This is a genomic window from Chryseobacterium defluvii, assembly GCF_014204415.1.
In the GTDB taxonomy this organism is placed as follows: Bacteria; Bacteroidota; Bacteroidia; order Flavobacteriales; family Weeksellaceae; genus Chryseobacterium; species Chryseobacterium defluvii_A.
On the sequence record NZ_JACHLE010000001.1, the window covers coordinates 257,834 to 275,163 of the forward strand.

General features: G+C 39.4%; 14 protein-coding genes. 5 read left to right on the top strand and 9 right to left on the bottom strand.

The window, feature by feature from the left end:
* Nucleotide 1: 1 nt before the first annotated feature.
* Both dnaG and clpP read left to right on the top strand, forming a co-directional pair.
* The gene (gene dnaG / locus HNP38_RS01165) at nucleotides 2-1,978 is read left to right on the top strand and encodes a DNA primase (protein WP_184183157.1); all 1,977 of its coding nucleotides are present in this window, start codon (nucleotides 2-4) and stop codon (nucleotides 1,976-1,978) included.
* Between the two features lie 57 nt (nucleotides 1,979-2,035).
* Nucleotides 2,036-2,722, top strand: coding sequence for an ATP-dependent Clp endopeptidase proteolytic subunit ClpP (gene clpP / locus HNP38_RS01170; RefSeq protein ID WP_184183160.1), 687 nt, complete (start codon nucleotides 2,036-2,038; stop codon nucleotides 2,720-2,722).
* Between the two features lie 65 nt (nucleotides 2,723-2,787).
* Here the strand turns inward: clpP and tpiA are convergent, their stop codons facing one another.
* Genes tpiA through HNP38_RS01195 form a run of 5 tightly spaced genes read right to left on the bottom strand, consistent with a single transcriptional unit; the run spans nucleotide 2,788 to nucleotide 7,809 of the window.
* Nucleotides 2,788-3,552 carry a triose-phosphate isomerase gene (gene tpiA, locus HNP38_RS01175; protein WP_184183163.1) on the bottom strand — a complete coding sequence of 255 codons (765 nt, stop codon included), beginning with the start codon at nucleotides 3,550-3,552 and terminating at the stop codon, nucleotides 2,788-2,790.
* A gap of 16 nt (nucleotides 3,553-3,568) precedes the next feature.
* Nucleotides 3,569-5,695 carry a S9 family peptidase gene (locus HNP38_RS01180; protein ID WP_184183166.1) on the bottom strand — a complete coding sequence of 709 codons (2,127 nt, stop codon included), beginning with the start codon at nucleotides 5,693-5,695 and terminating at the stop codon, nucleotides 3,569-3,571.
* 25 nt (nucleotides 5,696-5,720) lie between these two features.
* Nucleotides 5,721-6,071: a TerB family tellurite resistance protein gene (locus tag HNP38_RS01185; protein WP_184183169.1), complete on the bottom strand. Its 351-nt coding sequence runs from the start codon at nucleotides 6,069-6,071 to the stop codon at nucleotides 5,721-5,723.
* A 38-nt stretch (nucleotides 6,072-6,109) separates the two neighbouring features.
* Nucleotides 6,110-7,240: a BT_3928 family protein gene (locus tag HNP38_RS01190; protein WP_184183172.1), complete on the bottom strand. Its 1,131-nt coding sequence runs from the start codon at nucleotides 7,238-7,240 to the stop codon at nucleotides 6,110-6,112.
* Nucleotides 7,241-7,242: 2 nt separating this feature from the next.
* Complete coding sequence (locus tag HNP38_RS01195; RefSeq protein ID WP_184183175.1) at nucleotides 7,243-7,809, bottom strand: DUF1599 domain-containing protein; 567 nt, start codon at nucleotides 7,807-7,809, stop codon at nucleotides 7,243-7,245.
* Nucleotides 7,810-8,015: 206 nt separating this feature from the next.
* Here HNP38_RS01195 and folP point away from each other — a divergent pair, with 206 nt between their 5' ends.
* Entirely contained in the window at nucleotides 8,016-8,840 is an 825-nt protein-coding gene (gene folP / locus HNP38_RS01200; protein WP_228460895.1) for a dihydropteroate synthase, read from the top strand.
* 164 nt (nucleotides 8,841-9,004) lie between these two features.
* Here folP and HNP38_RS01205 read toward each other — a convergent pair whose 3' ends face one another.
* From HNP38_RS01205 to HNP38_RS01215, 3 genes are all read right to left on the bottom strand, one after another.
* On the bottom strand, nucleotides 9,005-10,474 hold the full coding sequence (locus tag HNP38_RS01205) for a M28 family metallopeptidase (protein ID WP_184183178.1): 1,470 nt from the start codon (nucleotides 10,472-10,474) through the stop codon (nucleotides 9,005-9,007).
* Nucleotides 10,475-10,488: 14 nt separating this feature from the next.
* The gene (locus HNP38_RS01210; RefSeq protein ID WP_184183181.1) at nucleotides 10,489-10,725 is read right to left on the bottom strand and encodes a hypothetical protein; all 237 of its coding nucleotides are present in this window, start codon (nucleotides 10,723-10,725) and stop codon (nucleotides 10,489-10,491) included.
* A 101-nt stretch (nucleotides 10,726-10,826) separates the two neighbouring features.
* On the bottom strand, nucleotides 10,827-13,241 hold the full coding sequence (locus tag HNP38_RS01215) for a hypothetical protein (RefSeq protein ID WP_184183184.1): 2,415 nt from the start codon (nucleotides 13,239-13,241) through the stop codon (nucleotides 10,827-10,829).
* A 108-nt stretch (nucleotides 13,242-13,349) separates the two neighbouring features.
* Here HNP38_RS01215 and HNP38_RS01220 point away from each other — a divergent pair, with 108 nt between their 5' ends.
* Nucleotides 13,350-13,775, top strand: coding sequence for a hypothetical protein (locus tag HNP38_RS01220; protein WP_184183186.1), 426 nt, complete (start codon nucleotides 13,350-13,352; stop codon nucleotides 13,773-13,775).
* A gap of 30 nt (nucleotides 13,776-13,805) precedes the next feature.
* Here the strand turns inward: HNP38_RS01220 and alaS are convergent, their stop codons facing one another.
* Nucleotides 13,806-16,409, bottom strand: coding sequence for an alanine--tRNA ligase (gene alaS, locus HNP38_RS01225; protein WP_184183190.1), 2,604 nt, complete (start codon nucleotides 16,407-16,409; stop codon nucleotides 13,806-13,808).
* Between the two features lie 361 nt (nucleotides 16,410-16,770).
* On the opposite strand from alaS, the gene HNP38_RS01230 reads away from it, so the two are divergent.
* Nucleotides 16,771-17,322, top strand: a complete 552-nt coding sequence (locus tag HNP38_RS01230; RefSeq protein WP_184183193.1) for an RNA polymerase sigma factor — start codon at nucleotides 16,771-16,773, stop codon at nucleotides 17,320-17,322.
* Nucleotides 17,323-17,330 lie beyond the last annotated feature (8 nt).

A 17,330-nucleotide genomic window follows, 5' to 3' on the forward strand; every position in this document is an offset into this window, starting at 1 on the left:
TATGATTTCCAAACAGACCATAGATAAAATTTTCTCGACGATCAGGGTAGAAGAGATAGTGGGAGAATATGTTCAGCTGAAAAGAGCAGGGTCTAATTATAAAGGGCTCAGTCCTTTTCATGACGAAAAAACGCCCAGTTTTGTGGTTTCGCCCAGTAAGCAGATATGGAAAGATTTCTCTACGGGAAAAGGAGGAACTGCCATTTCTTTTTTAATGGAGATCGAAAATTTCACCTATCCTGAAGCACTTCGACACGCTGCTAAGAAATACGGGATTGAAATTGAGGAAGACCAGCAGGAATTTTCAGAGGAAGCTAAAAATGCCCAATCTGAGAGGGATCTGATGTATAAGATCCACGAAGTGGCCAATACTTACTTTCAGGAAATACTTTGGGATTCGGAGGAAGGAAAAAGCATTGGCCTGGCTTATTTTAAAGAGCGTGAGCTTAAGGATGATATCATTAAGAAATTCCAGCTTGGATATTCTCCGGAAAAGAAAAATGCTTTTACGGAATATGCTTTGGAAAAAGGATATTCTAAAGAGATCTTGGAAAAGTCAGGATTATCTATTTTCCCTGAAAATACACCTACAGGGGTAGACCGTTTCCGTGAAAGGGTTATTTTCCCTATTCATAGCTTTTCGGGCAGGGTCTTGGGTTTTGGAGCCAGGATCCTTAAAAACAATGTCAAGACTGCGAAATACCTGAATTCTCCTGAAACGGAAATTTATCATAAATCCAATGTACTGTATGGGTTAAACCAGAGCAAGCAGGCTATTTCAAGAAAAAATGTCTGCCTTTTGGTAGAGGGATATATGGATGTGATCTCACTTCATCTGTCCGGAATAGAGAATGTAGTGGCCAGTTCCGGGACTTCTTTGACTACGGAGCAGATCAAGCTTATCAAAAGACTTACGGAGAATGTGACCATTCTTTTTGACGGTGATAATGCGGGGATCAAAGCCAGTTTCCGGAGTATTGACATGCTTTTGACGGAAGGAATGAATATCCGTGTCATGCTTTTCCCTGAAGGAGACGATCCCGATTCTTTTGCCAGAAAGCATCCGCAGGAGTATGTGGAGAAATTCATTGAGAATGAAGCAATGGATTTTATCGACTTTAAAGCGGAGATCCTTCTAAAGGAAGCTGGAAATGACCCGATCAAAAAAGCGGAAGCGATCCGGAATATCGTCAAATCAGTAGCCTTTGTTCAGAATGCCCTGAAAAGAGAAGTTTACCTCAAAGAGGTTTCGAATAAATTCGGACTGTCTGAGCAGAGTTTATTCAATGAACTGGATGTTCAGAAGCAGATCACCCAAAACCAGAATCAAAATGTTCAGCAGCATAAAGAGCATAAAGCTCCTAAACTGGAGATTGTTCCAAAGCCTGAGCAGGAAATAGATTCGGTGCAATTTAACATCCTTCATCAGGAGAATAAGCTGATCGATCTGATGCTGATGTTTGGAGATATTGTTCTGCAGAGAAGGAACGAAAAGCAGGAAAAGTATGAAGTAACGGTGATTGAAGAGATCCTTCATCATTTTGAAGAGGAACAGTATGAATTCCAGATAGAAACCAATAAAAAGATCATTCAGAATATCAGGGAAGGTATTGAGCACGATGAACTGCGTGCCGGAAATTTCTTTCTTACCCTGATGGATGAGGATATTACTTCAAAAGTGGCTGACGCTTTGATTATTCCTGATGAATTAAGTGACTGGACAACCAGGAACATATTTCCGCCAGCTATTGGAGATCATGTGGCAACAGAAGTGGAAGCGGATATTTTAATTCATAAGTATTATTATATTCACTTTATCATTAAGCAGCTGACTTCTGAATTTGAAAATTATCGTGACACAGATCCGGAAAAATATCTTGAAACGATTAAGAAAATTATGATGTTGACAGAGTTTTCAAAAAAGATTGTAGAAAAACTAGGTTGGTCTCCTGTGACAAAAAGTCCTATAAAATTTTAGGAATAAAAGTTGTAATTTAAAATTCTGAAATATTTAAAAAATAATACACAAAGAAATATGGACATTAAAAAAGAATTCAGAGATTTCTCTGTAAAACATTTAGGAAACAACGGTCTGGTTACCGATCAGTATATGGGAATGTATGGGCCTACTAATCTTACCCCGTACATTATGGAAGAAAGAAGGCTGAACGTAGCCCAGATGGACGTTTTCTCCCGTTTGATGATGGACAGGATTATTTTTCTGGGAACAGGGATCGATGATCAGGTTGCCAATATCGTAACGGCACAGCTTTTATTCTTGGAAAGTGCAGACCCTTCAAAAGATATTCAGATCTACATCAATTCTCCGGGTGGTAGTGTATATGCAGGTCTAGGAATTTATGACACGATGCAGATCATTAAGCCGGATGTAGCAACTATCTGTACCGGTATGGCCGCTTCTATGGGAGCTGTATTACTGGTAGCAGGAGAGAAGGGGAAACGTTCTGCTCTTAAACACTCGAGAGTAATGATCCACCAGCCTTCAGGAGGTGCACAGGGTGTGGCTTCCGATATGGAGATCAACTTAAGAGAAATGCTGAAATTGAAGCAGGAGCTTTATGAGATCATCGGCCATCATTCAGGGCAGACCTATGAATGGGTGGAGAAGTCTTCTGACAGGGATTACTGGATGACTTCTGAGGAAGCTAAAGGCTACGGAATGGTAGATGAGGTTTTGCAGAGATCTGTAGAGAAGAAATAATCTTTTAGAAGATATCAATAAAAAAACGCGCCGACAGGCGCGTTTTTTTATTACTGTAAGTACATTTATTGTTCATTAAAAGCTTCAATAATTTTTGAAAAATCTTCCAGCTTCAGGGCAGCACCGCCAATAAGGCCGCCGTCAATATCCGGCTGGGAGAAAATTTCTTTAGCATTATCCGGCTTTACGGAGCCTCCATATAGGATAGACACTTCATCAGCGACTTCTTTTCCGTATTTTGCAGCAATGATATTCCTGATATGTGCATGGATCTCCTGAGCCTGCTCCGGGGTAGCCGTTTCTCCTGTCCCGATCGCCCAAACCGGTTCATAGGCAATCACCACTCTTTTAATTTCCTCAGCAGAAAGAGTGAAAAGAGCTGTTTCGGTCTGGGTTTTTACTACTTCCAAATGTTGCCCGGCTTTTCTCTGCTCAAGGGTTTCCCCATTACAATAAACAGGAATAAGGCCTTTATCAAGGGCTAATTTGATCTTTCTGTTGCAGTGCGAATCTGTTTCTCCGTGATATTGTCTTCTTTCGGAATGCCCGATCAAAGATCCGTTGGCATCGATGGACTCCAGCATATCCGCAGAAATTTCTCCGGTATAGGCCCCACTTTCATGTTCGCTCATATCCTGAGAGAAAACACCGATTTCCTCTTTTTCATAGATGTCTTTGGCCATCATCAGGTACAAAGAAGGAGGGGCGATCCAAACCTCACAATTGGTGGCATTATTATTTTTATAGCTTAGTAATTGAATCATTAACTGCTGGGCATCAATTACATTTTTGTTCATTTTCCAGTTTCCTGCAACTATTTTTCTTCTCATAGTTTATTTTAAAAAATTATTGATTAATTCCTTCTAATTTGAACATGAACGCATACACCAATGCAATATCCTTCAGGTAGTCAAATCTTCCTGAAGCACCACCGTGTCCATAATCCATATCCGTTTTTAATAAAAGTACATTTTTATCGGTTTTCATATCCCTTAGCTTTGCCACCCATTTAGCCGGCTCGAAATACTGTACCTGGGAATCATGTAAACCGGTTGTTACCAAAAGATTAGGATAGCTTTTCTTTTCTATATTTTCGTACGGGGAATAAGATTTCATATAGAAATAGGCTTCTTTATTGTTAGGATTTCCCCATTCGTCATATTCATTGGTCGTTAATGGAATACTTTCATCAAGCATGGTATTGACTACATCCACAAACGGCACCTGCGAGATCACTCCGTTCCATAAATTCGGGCTCATATTAGCTATTGCACCCATCAGCAAACCTCCGGCACTTCCTCCCTGAGCATACAAGTGTTTGGGAGCAGTATATTTTTCTTTCACAAGATATTCTCCGGCATCAATGAAATCGGTGAAGGTATTTTTCTTTTTCATCATCTTTCCGTCTTCATACCATTGCCTTCCCATTTCCTGTCCGCCACGGATATGAGCAATCGCAAAAGCAAAACCTCTGTCCAGAAGGCTCAGCCTTGTACTGCTGAATGTGGCATCCATAGAGTTTCCGTATGAGCCGTAAGCGTAAAGCAGGAGCGGGCTGTTTCCGTCTTTTTTGAATCCTTTTTTATAAACGATGGAGATCGGGATCTTTGTTCCGTCTTTTGCTGTGGCAAAAAGCCTTTCGGTGATATAATTGGCCTTATCATAACCACCCAGGACTTCCTGCTGCTTCAATAATATTCTTTTTCCGGTCTTCAGGTCCTGTTCGTATTGAGAACCGGGCGTGATCATGGAAGTATAACCGAAACGGAAATTATCGGTATTGTATTCTGGATTTCCTGAAGGATAAACGGTATAAGCCGGTTCATCAAATTTCAGGAATTCTTTTTTACCTGTTTTTCGGTCATAAATGACCAACTGGGAAAGCCCGTTCTGCCTTTCACTGAAAACAAGGTAGTTTTTAAACTCACTGATTCCCTCCATCAGTACTTCTTTTCTGTGTGGGATAAAGTCTTTCCAGTTTTCAACGCCTGTTTTGTTCAAAGGGGTTTCCATTACTTTGAAGTTTAAGGCGTCTTTGTTGGTCGTAATTAAAAATTTATCCTCCAGAGCTGTCACATCATATAAGACATTTTTCATTCTCGGCTGGAAAACCTTGAATGTTCCGTTGGGATCACCTGCATCTAGGTATCTTGTCTCGGAAGAAGTGGTGGCGCCGGAATAGATCATAATGAACTTTTCGTTCTTGGATTTTCCTACACCGATATAATTGGTTTTATCTTTTTCTTCATAAACCGTAACATCTTTGGCGGAATCTGTGCCAAGCGTATGTCTTTTGATTTTTTCGGACAGAAGGGTTACCGGATTATTTTCCGAATAGAAAATGGTTTTGTTATCGTTGGCCCATGTTGCACTTCCTCCGGTATTCTTAATTCCCAGATCTGTGGTCTTACCTGTAAAAAAGTCTTTTAAGAATAATTTGTATTGTCTTCTGGAAACATCATCCACTCCATAAATCATTTTGGTATTATCGGGACTGATGCTGAAACCTGCTGCCGAATAATAAGAATGTCCTTCCGCAAGCTGGTCTACATCCAGAAGGATTTCTTCCGGAGCTTTAAGGTTTCCTTTTTTCCTGCAGTATTTGAAATACTGCTTTCCTGTTTCCGTTCTGGTATAATAGTAATACCCGTTCTTGAAAACAGGTACAGACTCATCTTTTTCCTTAATCCGGGCTTTCATTTCCTGAAAAAGATGATCCCTGAAAGAATCCGTGTCTTTCATCATCCCCTGCCAGTACGTATTTTCAGCTTTCAGGTAATCAACTACTTTGGTAGAATCTTTTCCTTTTTTAAAATAGTCGATCATCCAGTAGTATGGATCATTTACTTTGTCCCCGTGCATTTCTCTGATGTGTTCCTGCTTTTCAGCAACAGGAGCTTTAAAGTCGGGGAATTTCTGAGATTGAAAGGTGGAAGCACTCATTAATAATAAACCTAAATAATATTTTTTCATAGTAAAATTTTGTTTTTGGCCATCATTATTCCAAATGCCACATATTCTTCAAAAGCTTATAAAATGTATGCTCCTCATCTGTCACTTTATGGTCTGCTTTTATCAGTGATTTTGAAAACTGTACGAATTTTTTACGTTCTTCCTCCGTAGAGTCATCATAAAAGCAACGGGCATGGAATTCAAAATGGTCTTTCCATTCTTCAGGACGAAGAAGGGCAAGAATTTCCAATTCATTATCCAGATTCATTCTGAAGGGAAATTCCTCTGCCAGGTATTGCTGGATCATCATTCCTTCTTCAGGGGCAAATTCTCCGTCAACAGAGGAAAGGATCATTGAGAGATGGTAACCGGCGATAGATTTATTTGATTTTTGCATTATTAAGTATAATATTTTTAAAGTTTAGTTTTATGCTTTTATTGTTGAATATAGTCCTTGGCAGGCTGCTTGTCCACGATCTTACCGTTTTGCAGGATGAGTACGAAAGGGTTGCTTCTTGCAATGGTTTTGATGGCAGTACCGTCCATCATTGCATTTTTGATGGTCTTAAAGGTATTGGGATCTGTAGAAACTCCGTAAACAACCGCAGTACCTTTTTCATGATGAATTTTATCTTCAAGCTTTTGCAGGAGAGAGGACGGAATGTCTTTTGGGTGATAGGAAAACACTATAATAGCTTTAGGGGCTTTGATGATCTCGTCTGTGATCTCCATTCCAGTAGGGTCTTCGATTTTAAATTTGATAATTTCAGATTTATAACCTTCCTTTACTAAAACAGATTCGTTTTTTTCCTCCTCGATTTTCCATGGAGAGCCTTCTTCCCAGTATTTTGTCTGCTTGATATAATCATCCTGGTTTACTTTGACAGTATCTCCGGTCTTTTGATTTTTAAGGGAATAAAAAGTTTTATATTCTGAAGGATTTTTAGCAATTTTTTCTTTTTCCCCGGCTAAATCGGTTCCGATCTTGTAATCCCGGAAATCGATCAGGGGTTCATGCATAATTCCCTGAGACATTATGTAGATCATGATCAGAGAAAATATTCCGAGGATCCAGTATTTGAATTTCCCTTCGGATTTTTCCGGAGTATCCTTGTCATTTTTGCTGAATTCCTTTCTGTATAATATGAACAGGATAATAAGTCCTGCTAACAGCACAATATCCTTGATAAAACTCTGCCAAGGAGTGAATTTAATGGCATCCCCGAAACATCCGCAGTCTGTTACCACATTATAATATGCGGAATAGAACGTAAGGAATCCGAAGAATATGCAAAGGGCAATTAATGCCGAAAGGGTGAATTTAAGCCTGATCTTCAATAAAAGCATAGCGCCCAGGAAAAGTTCCAACACGACCACAATAATGGACAGGAGCAAAGCATATTTTTCAAAGAACGGCATGTTGAAAACAGCAGGAGAGAAGTATTCTTCCATCTTAAAGGAAAAACCTACCAGATCCACTGCTTTTACGAAGCCTGATAAAATAAACAGTATTGCAACAGCAATCCGTAATAATTCTTTAATGAAAATCAATAAACTTTTGATCATGATTAAATAGTTTTAGGTTCGGAAGTATTTTGTTTTTCAGAAAATTTGATCAGGCAGAAGACCGCATAATTCAGCATATCGAAATAATTGGCATCCAGGCCTTCGGAAACAATTGTTTTTCCCTGATTGTCTTCGATCTGTTTTGTACGGAGAACTTTCTGGTAGATCAGATCGGTAATGGAAGAAATTCTCATATCCCTCCAGGCTTCACCATAGTCATGGTTTTTCTTCTCCATTAAAGCTTTGGCTTCATGGGCATACTTGTCATACAGGCTTAAAATTTCCTCATTATTTTCGTTGAGATCATTAGAAAAACCTTTCTCCAGTTGAATAAGCCCGATAATAGAATAGTTAACAATGGCAATAAATTCGCCTTCTTCACTTTCATCCACCATTTTTTTATCAGTCATTTGCAGGGTACGGATCCTGTTTACCTTGATATAGATCTGATCCGTAATGGAACTGGGCCTTAAAACCCGCCACGCGGCACCATAATCCTGTAATTTTTTACTGAAAAGATCCCGGCATTCATTAATGACTTTCTGGAACTGTACTGACGTTTTTACCATAAATTCTCTTGATCTTCCAAATATACGAAATAGGTTTTAGAGTTAAGAGTTGTGAGTTAAAAGTTATGAGTTATTAGGTTGGGAATGAATATCAATGAACGGGAATTATTTATGATTTATCATTTAAGTTGCAAAATGTGAATTTTAGGACTTAGTTTTGTATTGCATTAGATTCATAACTTTTAACTCACAACTCTTAACTAAAAATGTATTCTTTGAACTGTAACGGCAGGCTGGTAGATTTAAGCACTCCAAAAATCATGGGGATCTTGAATCTTACCCCGGATTCTTTTTCTGATGGCGGAAAATTTAATGATGAAAGATCTGCTTTGGAACATGCTGAAAAATTGTTGAAAGAAGGGGCAGAGATCATTGATATCGGGCCACAGTCAACACGTCCGGATGCGGAATTCCTAAGCAGCAGTGAAGAGATCAGGAGGATAGGGAATATAATTTCGCAGATCAAAAAAAAGTTTCCGGAAGCATTGATTTCATTGGATACTTTTTATGCAGAAACAGTAAAATTTGGGTATAACGAAGGGATTGATATCATTAATGATATTTCAGGAGGCCAGTATGATGATCAAATGTTTAATACGGTGGCAGAAACTGGACTGCCTTATATTCTGATGCATGTGAATCCCTCTTATGAAACCATGCATGATAAGATCAAGTATGAAGATATTATACTGGAAATCAATACATATTTCTCAAAAAAAACGAATGAACTGTTGAAAAAAGGAGTATGCGATATTATTCTGGATCCGGGCTTCGGCTTTGGAAAAACGGTGGAAGGCCAGATGAAGATGATCGATGAGGCGGGATATCTGGGTTTTGGGCGGTTTCCTTTATTGATAGGAATTTCCAGAAAATCATTTATCTACAAGCCATTGGGCAAAACTCCTCTGGATATTAATGAAGAGACCCAGAAGCTGCATTTAAAAGTATTACGGCAGGGAGCAAGAATTTTGAGGGTTCATGATGTGTCGGAAGCGAAGAAAACGATTGAAGCTTTTAAGATTAGAAGCTAGAGGATGGAAGGAGGAAGTCGAAATATCAGATCGAATAGGCTGGAAGCTTTTTAGAACCTATTAGAATTCTATTTAAACGTTATATTAAATTAAACATTCAGTTTGTCATTCTGAAAGAATCTAAATCGTACAAAGATGCCTCCAGTATGACAAACTGAATGCAGCTATCTTTCCAATGTAAAATTCGGGATCACTTTCGGGCGTTCTGCTTCATTGGCCACTTTCCAGGAGGTTCTATACATCCATTCCGTCATTTTATATAGTTTCTTGTAATTGATATTTTCAGATTCGTCCTGTGGTGTATGGTACTGGTCATGCAGGACACTGGTGAAGAATACGGCGGGTATTCCGGCTTTGGCATAGGGAAGGTGATCGCTCCTGAAATAGAAATATTCGGCATGATCCGGAGAGTCCCAATCTTTGAGGTATCTGAACTTCGTACTTTCATTGTTGGCTTCTTCAGCCATTTTTACGAGTTCTTCGGAATTTTTGTGCGGAGCATTTCCTCCCAATAATGCGGCTTCCTCCAGGCTGTTTCTTCCGATCATATCGCCATTTAAAACAGCAACGATCTTTTCTTTAGGAACTACAGGATGAGAAGCGTGCCATCTGGAACCCAATAAACCTCTCTCTTCCGCACCGTGGAATACAAAAAGGATACTTCTTTTTCCCGGTTGCTTTTTATAAGCTCTTGCCATTGCCAGCATTGCAACACAGGTGCTTGCATTGTCATCAGCCCCGTTATAGATGGTGTCGTTTTTTACGGGATGCCTGATGCCGTCATGATCCTGATGGCCGCTTAGGAGTACATATTCGTCTTTCAGTTTCGGATCTGTACCTTCAATTTTCCCGATGATGTTCACGGAAGGGTATTTATACGTTTCCGTGATAAGGGTCAAAGATATTTTAGGATTGTTTTTCACCCAGCCGGTATTTTCCCTTTTGATCCATAGTACGGGAATCCCATTGGCTACACTTTCTCTCAAACCCTCTACACCGTAAGTTCCCCTTGTCATTTGAGGAAGTACTTCCACCCAGCTTTTTTCAGAGGTACCATCTGTGATGAAAATAATGGCTTTGGCCCCAAGCTCAAATGCTTTGTTGTAATATTTTGTCCTTACAAATCCGGGGTACCTTCTCACGAAAAGGGTCATTTCTTTAGCAATATTCTTATCAGAAGCGTTCACGGCAAGAACTTTCCCCTGAATATTCAGCTTTGGCAGGTCTTCCGGCTCCGTATTTCCAGCATACACAATTTCGGAATCAAGATGGGCATTCACCGGTTCGGCGACCAGAAAGTCTTTCCACAATTTAAGATTATTTTCTCCAATCTTTAAATTACTTTGAGGAATAACCTGATGCCTGTACATATCGAAAAACTGAAAGAATGTTCCATTGTCGCCAGCCGGTTCCATGCCTGCCGCTTTGGCTTTATCAGCCAGCCACATGGAGACCTTGAGCTCATCCAGGGTTCCTGCTTCACGGCCCCAAAACTGATCTGCAGCAAGTTCGTACATATCTTTCCTGAGGTCTGATTCTTTGATGGCCGAGACCAAAGGTTTTTTATAAGACTGTGCCATTCCGAAGCAGAACAGGAGCAGGCTTAAAGCAGAGAATAAATGATTTTTTTTCATGGTGGCCTGTTGTATTAATTCATATTGGTCAGCTTCTCAGAAAACTGTTTTGAAAATTCTGTCCGGTCTTCTTCCAGTTTTTCAGGATTGTCCGGTAAAATATAATTAAAAAGGATCTTTTCTTCATTATCGATGAAAATGATCTCTTTTTCCTGCCCGTCAATCATTTGGGAGAAGATCTCCCACATGGATATGTCCTTTAACTTTAAAAGATCAAAGAACTGTTCTGCCTGTATTTCTATTTTTTGCATTTTTAGTTGTTTATTTCAATAGTATTACTTTTTTTTACCACCCCGGCAAAATTGAAAATTTTGCCACCCCTCCGGAGGAGGGGAATGTGGCGGGATATTTTTTAAAATTCCAGCAGCTTTAGTTTGAACTGTATGGCAAAATTCTGCTTAAAATTGGATGTGGTATAATACCCGACCCTGTAAAATAATCCTAAGTTAAAATAGGATGACAGGAAATTATTCCATTCCAGGCCTACTTCCTGATACAAATGATCTAATTTTCTGAATCCGAACTGATGGTATTCCGGATGCTTCATATCCCCGATGGTTCCCCGTAAAACGAAATCGAAACCTGAAATATTCTGCCCGAAGCTTTTAAAATACCAGGGCAGTTTATGGGTAAAATAATAGGCGATAAATTTATCATTATAGTATTTTCCCCCCTCCAATGTAGCAAAGCCGAGATAAGAAGTAAGGTTGAAATTAATATCTCTTCCGGGAGAGGCAAGCCCGTTCATCGTGAAATGTTTCCAGATGGGCGCTTCACCCAGAACTAAGCCTCCATATAGTCTTACACCCGTAGTTCCGAGCATGGTTTTAAAATTATGAACGAACAGTGCATCAAAACGGGTATAGTTGAAGTCCCCGCCGAACATTCTGAAGCTCTGCTCATAATTGAAGTAAAGCTCCGGAAACTTCTGTTCAATGATAGATTTCCCCTGTGGGGTCATAATATTAGTAGAATTGGGAGAAAACTTCAGGGTAAATAAAGTGTTGAAATTCTCAAATGCAAGGCCTCTTTCCCTGAACTGATAATCAAACATAGCCTCTTCGAAATTTCTTTTGGCTGCCAATACTAAGGTGAGTCCGTTGGTTACATCATTGAGATAGGATAGGGAAGCTCCTCTGAAATGGTAATATTTATCATTGTTAAGGTTGTTCCCGTAATTCATCATCCTCATTTTGAAGTTCCAGAGCCTTCTGTAGAACTCTCCCGAAGCGGTAACATCATTATAATATTCGACCCTGAAAAACGAATTCTTGTCAAGCGTGGTCTTCATATCTAAGCCGACTCCGTATTTCCACCGGTCATCTTTGAAGCCGTATGCGAAATAATAATCCGGGGAAAAATAAGGGTTAAAAGTTTCGTTCAGCTTAGCTTTTAAACCTACTCTGAAGCCTTCATATAAGTTGTAGTTTACAATTTCATCCACGGCAAAATCAACAATTCCGGCCCTAATCTGTCCGTTGATCAAACCAGTTAATATTTTGGCTTTCCTGTCGATATTATAGATCTTTCCAAGGCTGTCAATAGTTGTATAAGTATTTCGTTCCCTGTCTGTAAGGGGATCTGTGCGGTACCTATCCAAGGTTTTTCCGTCGGCATTTTTCACTGAAAATGTGTAGCCGTTGAAATCTTTGGCATTTTCTTCAATCGGGGACTGGAAATCAAAATATTTTGACGTAAGAAAAGCATATGTCCCGAAACTCCGTTTGTCTTTTTTCTCCTCTTTATTTTCAGGGTGTTCTTTATCGTCTTCTTCCATGGCCATTTTGCTCATTGCCAGCTTTACCTTTTCGTGGGCAAGAAACCATTTATTATTATAGAAGATCCAAGTACTGGTGATGATCCCGTCGTTTTTGTTTTTGCTGAAATTTTCAATTTTTTTAATGCCATAAGTTTCAGTATCTACATAGATGGCTCCATTGTATTTTCTTTTTTTGTCGGGTTTCTTATAATTTACTTCCCGGAAGCGGATAACGAAATTTTTTCTTCCGTCCAGTTCAATAGTATCTGTAAGGAAAAACCTGTATAATCCCCGGTTTTCCTGTTTGATCTGATGAGGGATCTTATCTCTGTTGCTTTGCTGCAGGGCGATCATCTCATAGATAGGCTGTTTAAGGCCCGAGATCCTGTTATCGAGAATATTGACTTTCTCCCCGTATTTTTTCGAGTACAAAAATTCCTGTGCCCTTTCCCAAAGGAAGAGCTTGCTTTTAGAGAATATATTTCTTGCAGAAATATTATTTAATGAATCTTTTTTCCTTTTCTTTTTAAAAAGTTCGCTGTTCTCAAAGAACTGATTAAACTGGGAAATGCTGTCTTCATCTATATCCAGGGAAACTTTTTCGTAAGATTTGTAGGAATAGGAGCCAAGGCTTTTGGGTGAGTTCTCCCTGAACTGCTGATTGACCTTCTTCAGGATCTCCAATGCTCTTGGATCACTTTTATCTTCAATGATCACAGTTTCAATTCCTTTGGTTCCTGACGAATTTCTGAGCAGGGAGACCTGCATGTTTTCTTCTATGGGAACGGTCTCTTTCTGATATTTATCTGCAAGGATCTCAATTTTTTTACATTTGGTCTTAAATTCCAGGAAACCTCGGATATCTGTGTGTCCCAGAAGTTTATTATTGCAGAAGACCCTGGCACCGGAAATCGGGGTTCTGTCAGTTTCGTCTACAACTTTAATCTTTGATTGTGAATAACCAAAAACAAATGACCAGAAAAATAGTATCAGTAAAACCCTTTTCATGAAAAAAACTACATCAAAAATAATAATATTTATGATGCAACAAAAGTTTTATCTGTTGTTATTGGCATGATTTTTAGTAGATTTACGCTGAATTAAAACAACAGCAAGATGAAAAATCATTATTTCGCCGGAATATTCGGTGTATCTCTGTTATTCTTTTCTTTGAATGCTAAAGCACAGATGCAGGACGTTACTGCCATGACTCAGCAGCGTGATGTTTTGAAACTTCATACGGAACTGATGGACAGGCAGATCAGCCTTGAAAAAGAGAAGCAGAATAATGCTAAAATTTTAGGCAAGACAGAAGGCCTTAACAGCCAGTCGGAGAGAAAAACGGATAAATTCAGCTCTTCTGATCCTGACAGTACTGCCAAGGATGCTAAAAAAACGGCAAAACTTTTAAAGCAGACAGAATCTGCCAACAGGGAACTGGATAAGAGCAACAATAGGATTGCCAATATCGAAGGAGAGATCAAAAAGCTACAGGTGAAGCTGGAAAAACTGAGATATACGGTAGATATTAAAGAAAAATAAAAAAAGGAAGTCAACTGACTTCCTTTTTTGTTATATATTCAGTGCTTTCTGATAAGCATTTTCCAGGCCTGCAAGGTTTTTCCCGCCTGCTGTGGCAAAGCCCGGATTTCCGCCGCCGCCGCCCTGGATCTCTTTTGCCAGTTCTTTGATGATAGTTCCGGCCTGGTAGCTGGCTGCCAGATCATCGGAAACACCTACCGTGATCATCGGTTTATGATCTGCATCTGAAAAGATGATCGTAACCGAAGCCGGAATTTCCTTTTTCAGCTGGAAAACAATGTCTTTTACAGAACCTGCATCCAGCGATGTTTTCTTTACCAATAGCTGTTTGTCTCCTTTTTGTTCGTAGGCATTTTTCCAGTTACCGATCTCGCCTTTTGCCTTTTCTTTTTTCAAAGCATCGACTTCAGCTTTTAAAGAGGCATTTTCATCAATTAGTTTTTCAACAGATTTTACAACGTCTTTAGATTTTAATAATTGGGAAAGTTCTGTGGTCTGCTTTTCCAGCCCCGTGAAATATTCATCCGATTTGTCTCCTGAAATGGCTTCAATTCTTCTGATCCCTGCGGCAGTAGAGCTTTCGGAAGTGATCTTGAAATGCCCGATCTCGCTTGTGTTCTTTACATGGGTTCCCCCGCAAAGTTCCATTGAACTTCCGAACTGGATCATTCTTACATTATCTCCATATTTTTCCCCGAATAAAGCCATAGCCCCTTTATCCATAGCTTCCTGAATAGGAATGCTCCTGAATTCCTGTAGAGCAATACTTTCCTTGATCTTTTTATTTACTTTTTCTTCTACGGAAGCCAGTTCTTCCTCAGTCATTTTATTGAAATGAGAGAAGTCGAAACGCAGGTAATCGGGCCCTACATAAGAACCTTTCTGTTCTACATGGGTTCCCAGAATTTCTCTTAAAGCTTCATGTAAAAGATGGGTTACAGAGTGGTTACCCTGAGTGTTTTTTCTGTCCGCAGCATTTACTTTGGCATAGAAAACCGCACCTGCATCTTTTGGAAGCCCGCTGATTAGAGAAATGATCAGTCCGTTTTCTTTTTTGGTATCTAAAACCTCAAAGCTTTCCGTTGCATTTTCAAGGACACCTTTATCCCCGATCTGCCCGCCGCCTTCCGGATAGAAAGGCGAGTTGCTTAATACGACCTGATAAAATTCCCCGTCTTTATTTTCTACTTTCCGGTATTTTGTAATATAGGTTTCAGCTTCAATCTGGTCATACCCTACAAAATTTTCAGGTTTTTCCTCCAGAACTACCCAGTCGTACACTTTAGAAGCAGAATCTTTTTTGGAACGCTGTTTTTGCTTTTCCATTTCAGCCTTAAAACCTTTTTCATTTATCGTTAAGCCTTTTTCCTCGGCAATAATTCTTGTCAAATCATCCGGGAAACCATAGGTGTCATACAATTCAAATACTTCTTCGCTGGGTAATACCTTGGAATTATCGGAAATGGTCTGCTGAATTAATTTTTCCACTCTTACAAGACCGCTTTCGATGGTTTTTAAGAATGATTCTTCCTCACTTTTAATCACTTCAGCAACCAATTTTCCCTGCTTTTCCAGTTCCGGGAAGAATTTTCCCATTTGGTTTTGGAGAACAGGAACCAGTTTGAAAAGGAAAGGCTCTTTCATTCCCAGGAATCGGTAAGAATATGAAATGGCTCTTCTTAAGATCCTTCTTATCACATATCCGGCTCCTCCGTTCGAAGGCAGCTGCCCGTCGGCAATGGCAAAAGAAACGGCTCTGATATGGTCTACCACTACACGGATCGCAATATCTTTTTCGTCTTCTAAAACCCCGGTATATTTCTTTCCTGAAAGTTCTTCCACCTTAGAGATCAACGGAGTAAAAACGTCTGTATCATAGTTGGAGGATTTTCCTTGTAATGCCATACAAAGACGCTCAAAACCCATTCCCGTATCAACATGCTGTGCAGGAAGCTTTTCTAAGCTTTTATCTGCTTTTCTGTTGAATTCCATGAAAACAAGGTTCCAGACCTCTACCACTTGCGGATGGTCGTTATTGACCAATTCAATTCCCGGGATTTTTGCTTTTTCTTCAGGAGTCCTCAGATCTACATGGATCTCCGAACATGGCCCGCACGGCCCGCTTTCTCCCATTTCCCAGAAATTGTCTTTTTTGTTTCCATTGATGATCCTGTCTTCTGAAATAAAGGATTTCCAATAATCATAAGCATCCTGGTCCCTTTCAAGGTTTTCGGTGGCATCTCCTTCAAAGATCGTTACATACAGGTTTTCTTTCGGGATTCCGTAAACCTCTGTCAATAGTTCCCAGGCAAAAGCAATAGCATCTTTTTTGAAATAATCCCCGAAAGACCAGTTTCCCAACATTTCGAACATGGTATGGTGGTAGGTATCTCTACCCACATCATCAAGGTCATTATGCTTTCCCGAAACCCTTAAACATTTTTGGGTATCTGCAATTCTTGGAGCAGTAGGTTCTTTATAACCCAGGAAAAAATCCTTGAACTGTGTCATCCCGGAATTCGAAAACATAAGGGTAGGGTCGTCTTTCAGCACAATAGGAGCCGAAGGAACGATAAGATGGCCTTTACTTTGGAAATAATCTAAAAATTTTTGACGTATCTCTTGTGATGTCATAGTATTGCTTTGCTTTTAAATATCAATTTTTTGATAAGATGCAAATTTAATATTTTTGAGTGATTTAATATCAAATATTAGATATTTTGATAAGACTGCTTCTAATAATGTAATGTTACGATTATGGATATTAGGTGAATTAACAGAATTTTGGTCATTCCGAAGGGAACGAAGTGTAGTGAGGAATCTCAATGGTTGAAAGTAAGGTTAGATTCTACGGAATGATAAAGATTATGATGAATTAGTAAATTAGTTTTAATATTTTTGGATCTCGCAGATTTAGCAGATTACGCAGATGGTTGTGCTTAGGCATGCAATAAATTAAAAAAATCTGTAAGAGAAGTATTTTTTAAACGATACAATGAAAAACGAAGTACTGAAAACCTGGGTAGAAGAGTATTCCGGGCCGCTTTTGAGAAGAGCTGCTTATCTGCTTTCGGATAAAGAGGATGTGGAAGATGTGGTTCAGGAAGTTTTTCTGTCAGCTTTTTCATCGTATGATTCTTTTGAAGGAAAAAGCCAGCCTCTGACCTGGCTGATCACCATATTGAACAGGAAGGTGGCCGATTTTTACCGCAAAAAATATAAATCCGAACCTCAGATCCGACTTGATCATTTTTTTGATGAGAGCGGATCATGGAAAAATGATGATGTTCTGAATGATTGGGGCGGGTTAAATAAAGAATTGGAGCTTCTGGATAATCAGGATTTCAATGCAACATTGGAAGATTGTATGGAAGATCTGCCTGTAAAATGGAAGGTTCCTTTGAAATTATATTATCTTCACGAAAAAAAAGCACCGGAAATAAGTCAGGAATTGAATATTTCCACGACTAATCTGTGGAAGATCTTACAGAGAAGCCGGATGCAGCTCAGAGAATGCCTGGATCTTAACTGGTTTGCAAACCTATAAAGAACTGA

What these genes read in the sequence shown, in the direction of transcription:
- HNP38_RS01195 (WP_184183175.1), bottom strand. Translation starts at nt 7,809, where the DNA reads ATGGTAAAAACGTCAGTACAGTTCCAGAAAGTCATTAATGAATGCCGG.
- clpP (WP_184183160.1), top strand. Translation starts at nt 2,036, where the DNA reads ATGGACATTAAAAAAGAATTCAGAGATTTCTCTGTAAAACATTTAGGA.
- HNP38_RS01205 (WP_184183178.1), bottom strand. Translation starts at nt 10,474, where the DNA reads ATGAAAAAAAATCATTTATTCTCTGCTTTAAGCCTGCTCCTGTTCTGC.
- dnaG (WP_184183157.1), top strand. Translation starts at nt 2, where the DNA reads ATGATTTCCAAACAGACCATAGATAAAATTTTCTCGACGATCAGGGTA.
- tpiA (WP_184183163.1), bottom strand. Translation starts at nt 3,552, where the DNA reads ATGAGAAGAAAAATAGTTGCAGGAAACTGGAAAATGAACAAAAATGTA.
- alaS (WP_184183190.1), bottom strand. Translation starts at nt 16,409, where the DNA reads ATGACATCACAAGAGATACGTCAAAAATTTTTAGATTATTTCCAAAGT.
- HNP38_RS01210 (WP_184183181.1), bottom strand. Translation starts at nt 10,725, where the DNA reads ATGCAAAAAATAGAAATACAGGCAGAACAGTTCTTTGATCTTTTAAAG.
- HNP38_RS01215 (WP_184183184.1), bottom strand. Translation starts at nt 13,241, where the DNA reads ATGAAAAGGGTTTTACTGATACTATTTTTCTGGTCATTTGTTTTTGGT.
- HNP38_RS01230 (WP_184183193.1), top strand. Translation starts at nt 16,771, where the DNA reads ATGAAAAACGAAGTACTGAAAACCTGGGTAGAAGAGTATTCCGGGCCG.
- folP (WP_228460895.1), top strand. Translation starts at nt 8,016, where the DNA reads ATGTATTCTTTGAACTGTAACGGCAGGCTGGTAGATTTAAGCACTCCA.
- HNP38_RS01185 (WP_184183169.1), bottom strand. Translation starts at nt 6,071, where the DNA reads ATGCAAAAATCAAATAAATCTATCGCCGGTTACCATCTCTCAATGATC.
- HNP38_RS01180 (WP_184183166.1), bottom strand. Translation starts at nt 5,695, where the DNA reads ATGAAAAAATATTATTTAGGTTTATTATTAATGAGTGCTTCCACCTTT.
- HNP38_RS01190 (WP_184183172.1), bottom strand. Translation starts at nt 7,240, where the DNA reads ATGATCAAAAGTTTATTGATTTTCATTAAAGAATTATTACGGATTGCT.
- HNP38_RS01220 (WP_184183186.1), top strand. Translation starts at nt 13,350, where the DNA reads ATGAAAAATCATTATTTCGCCGGAATATTCGGTGTATCTCTGTTATTC.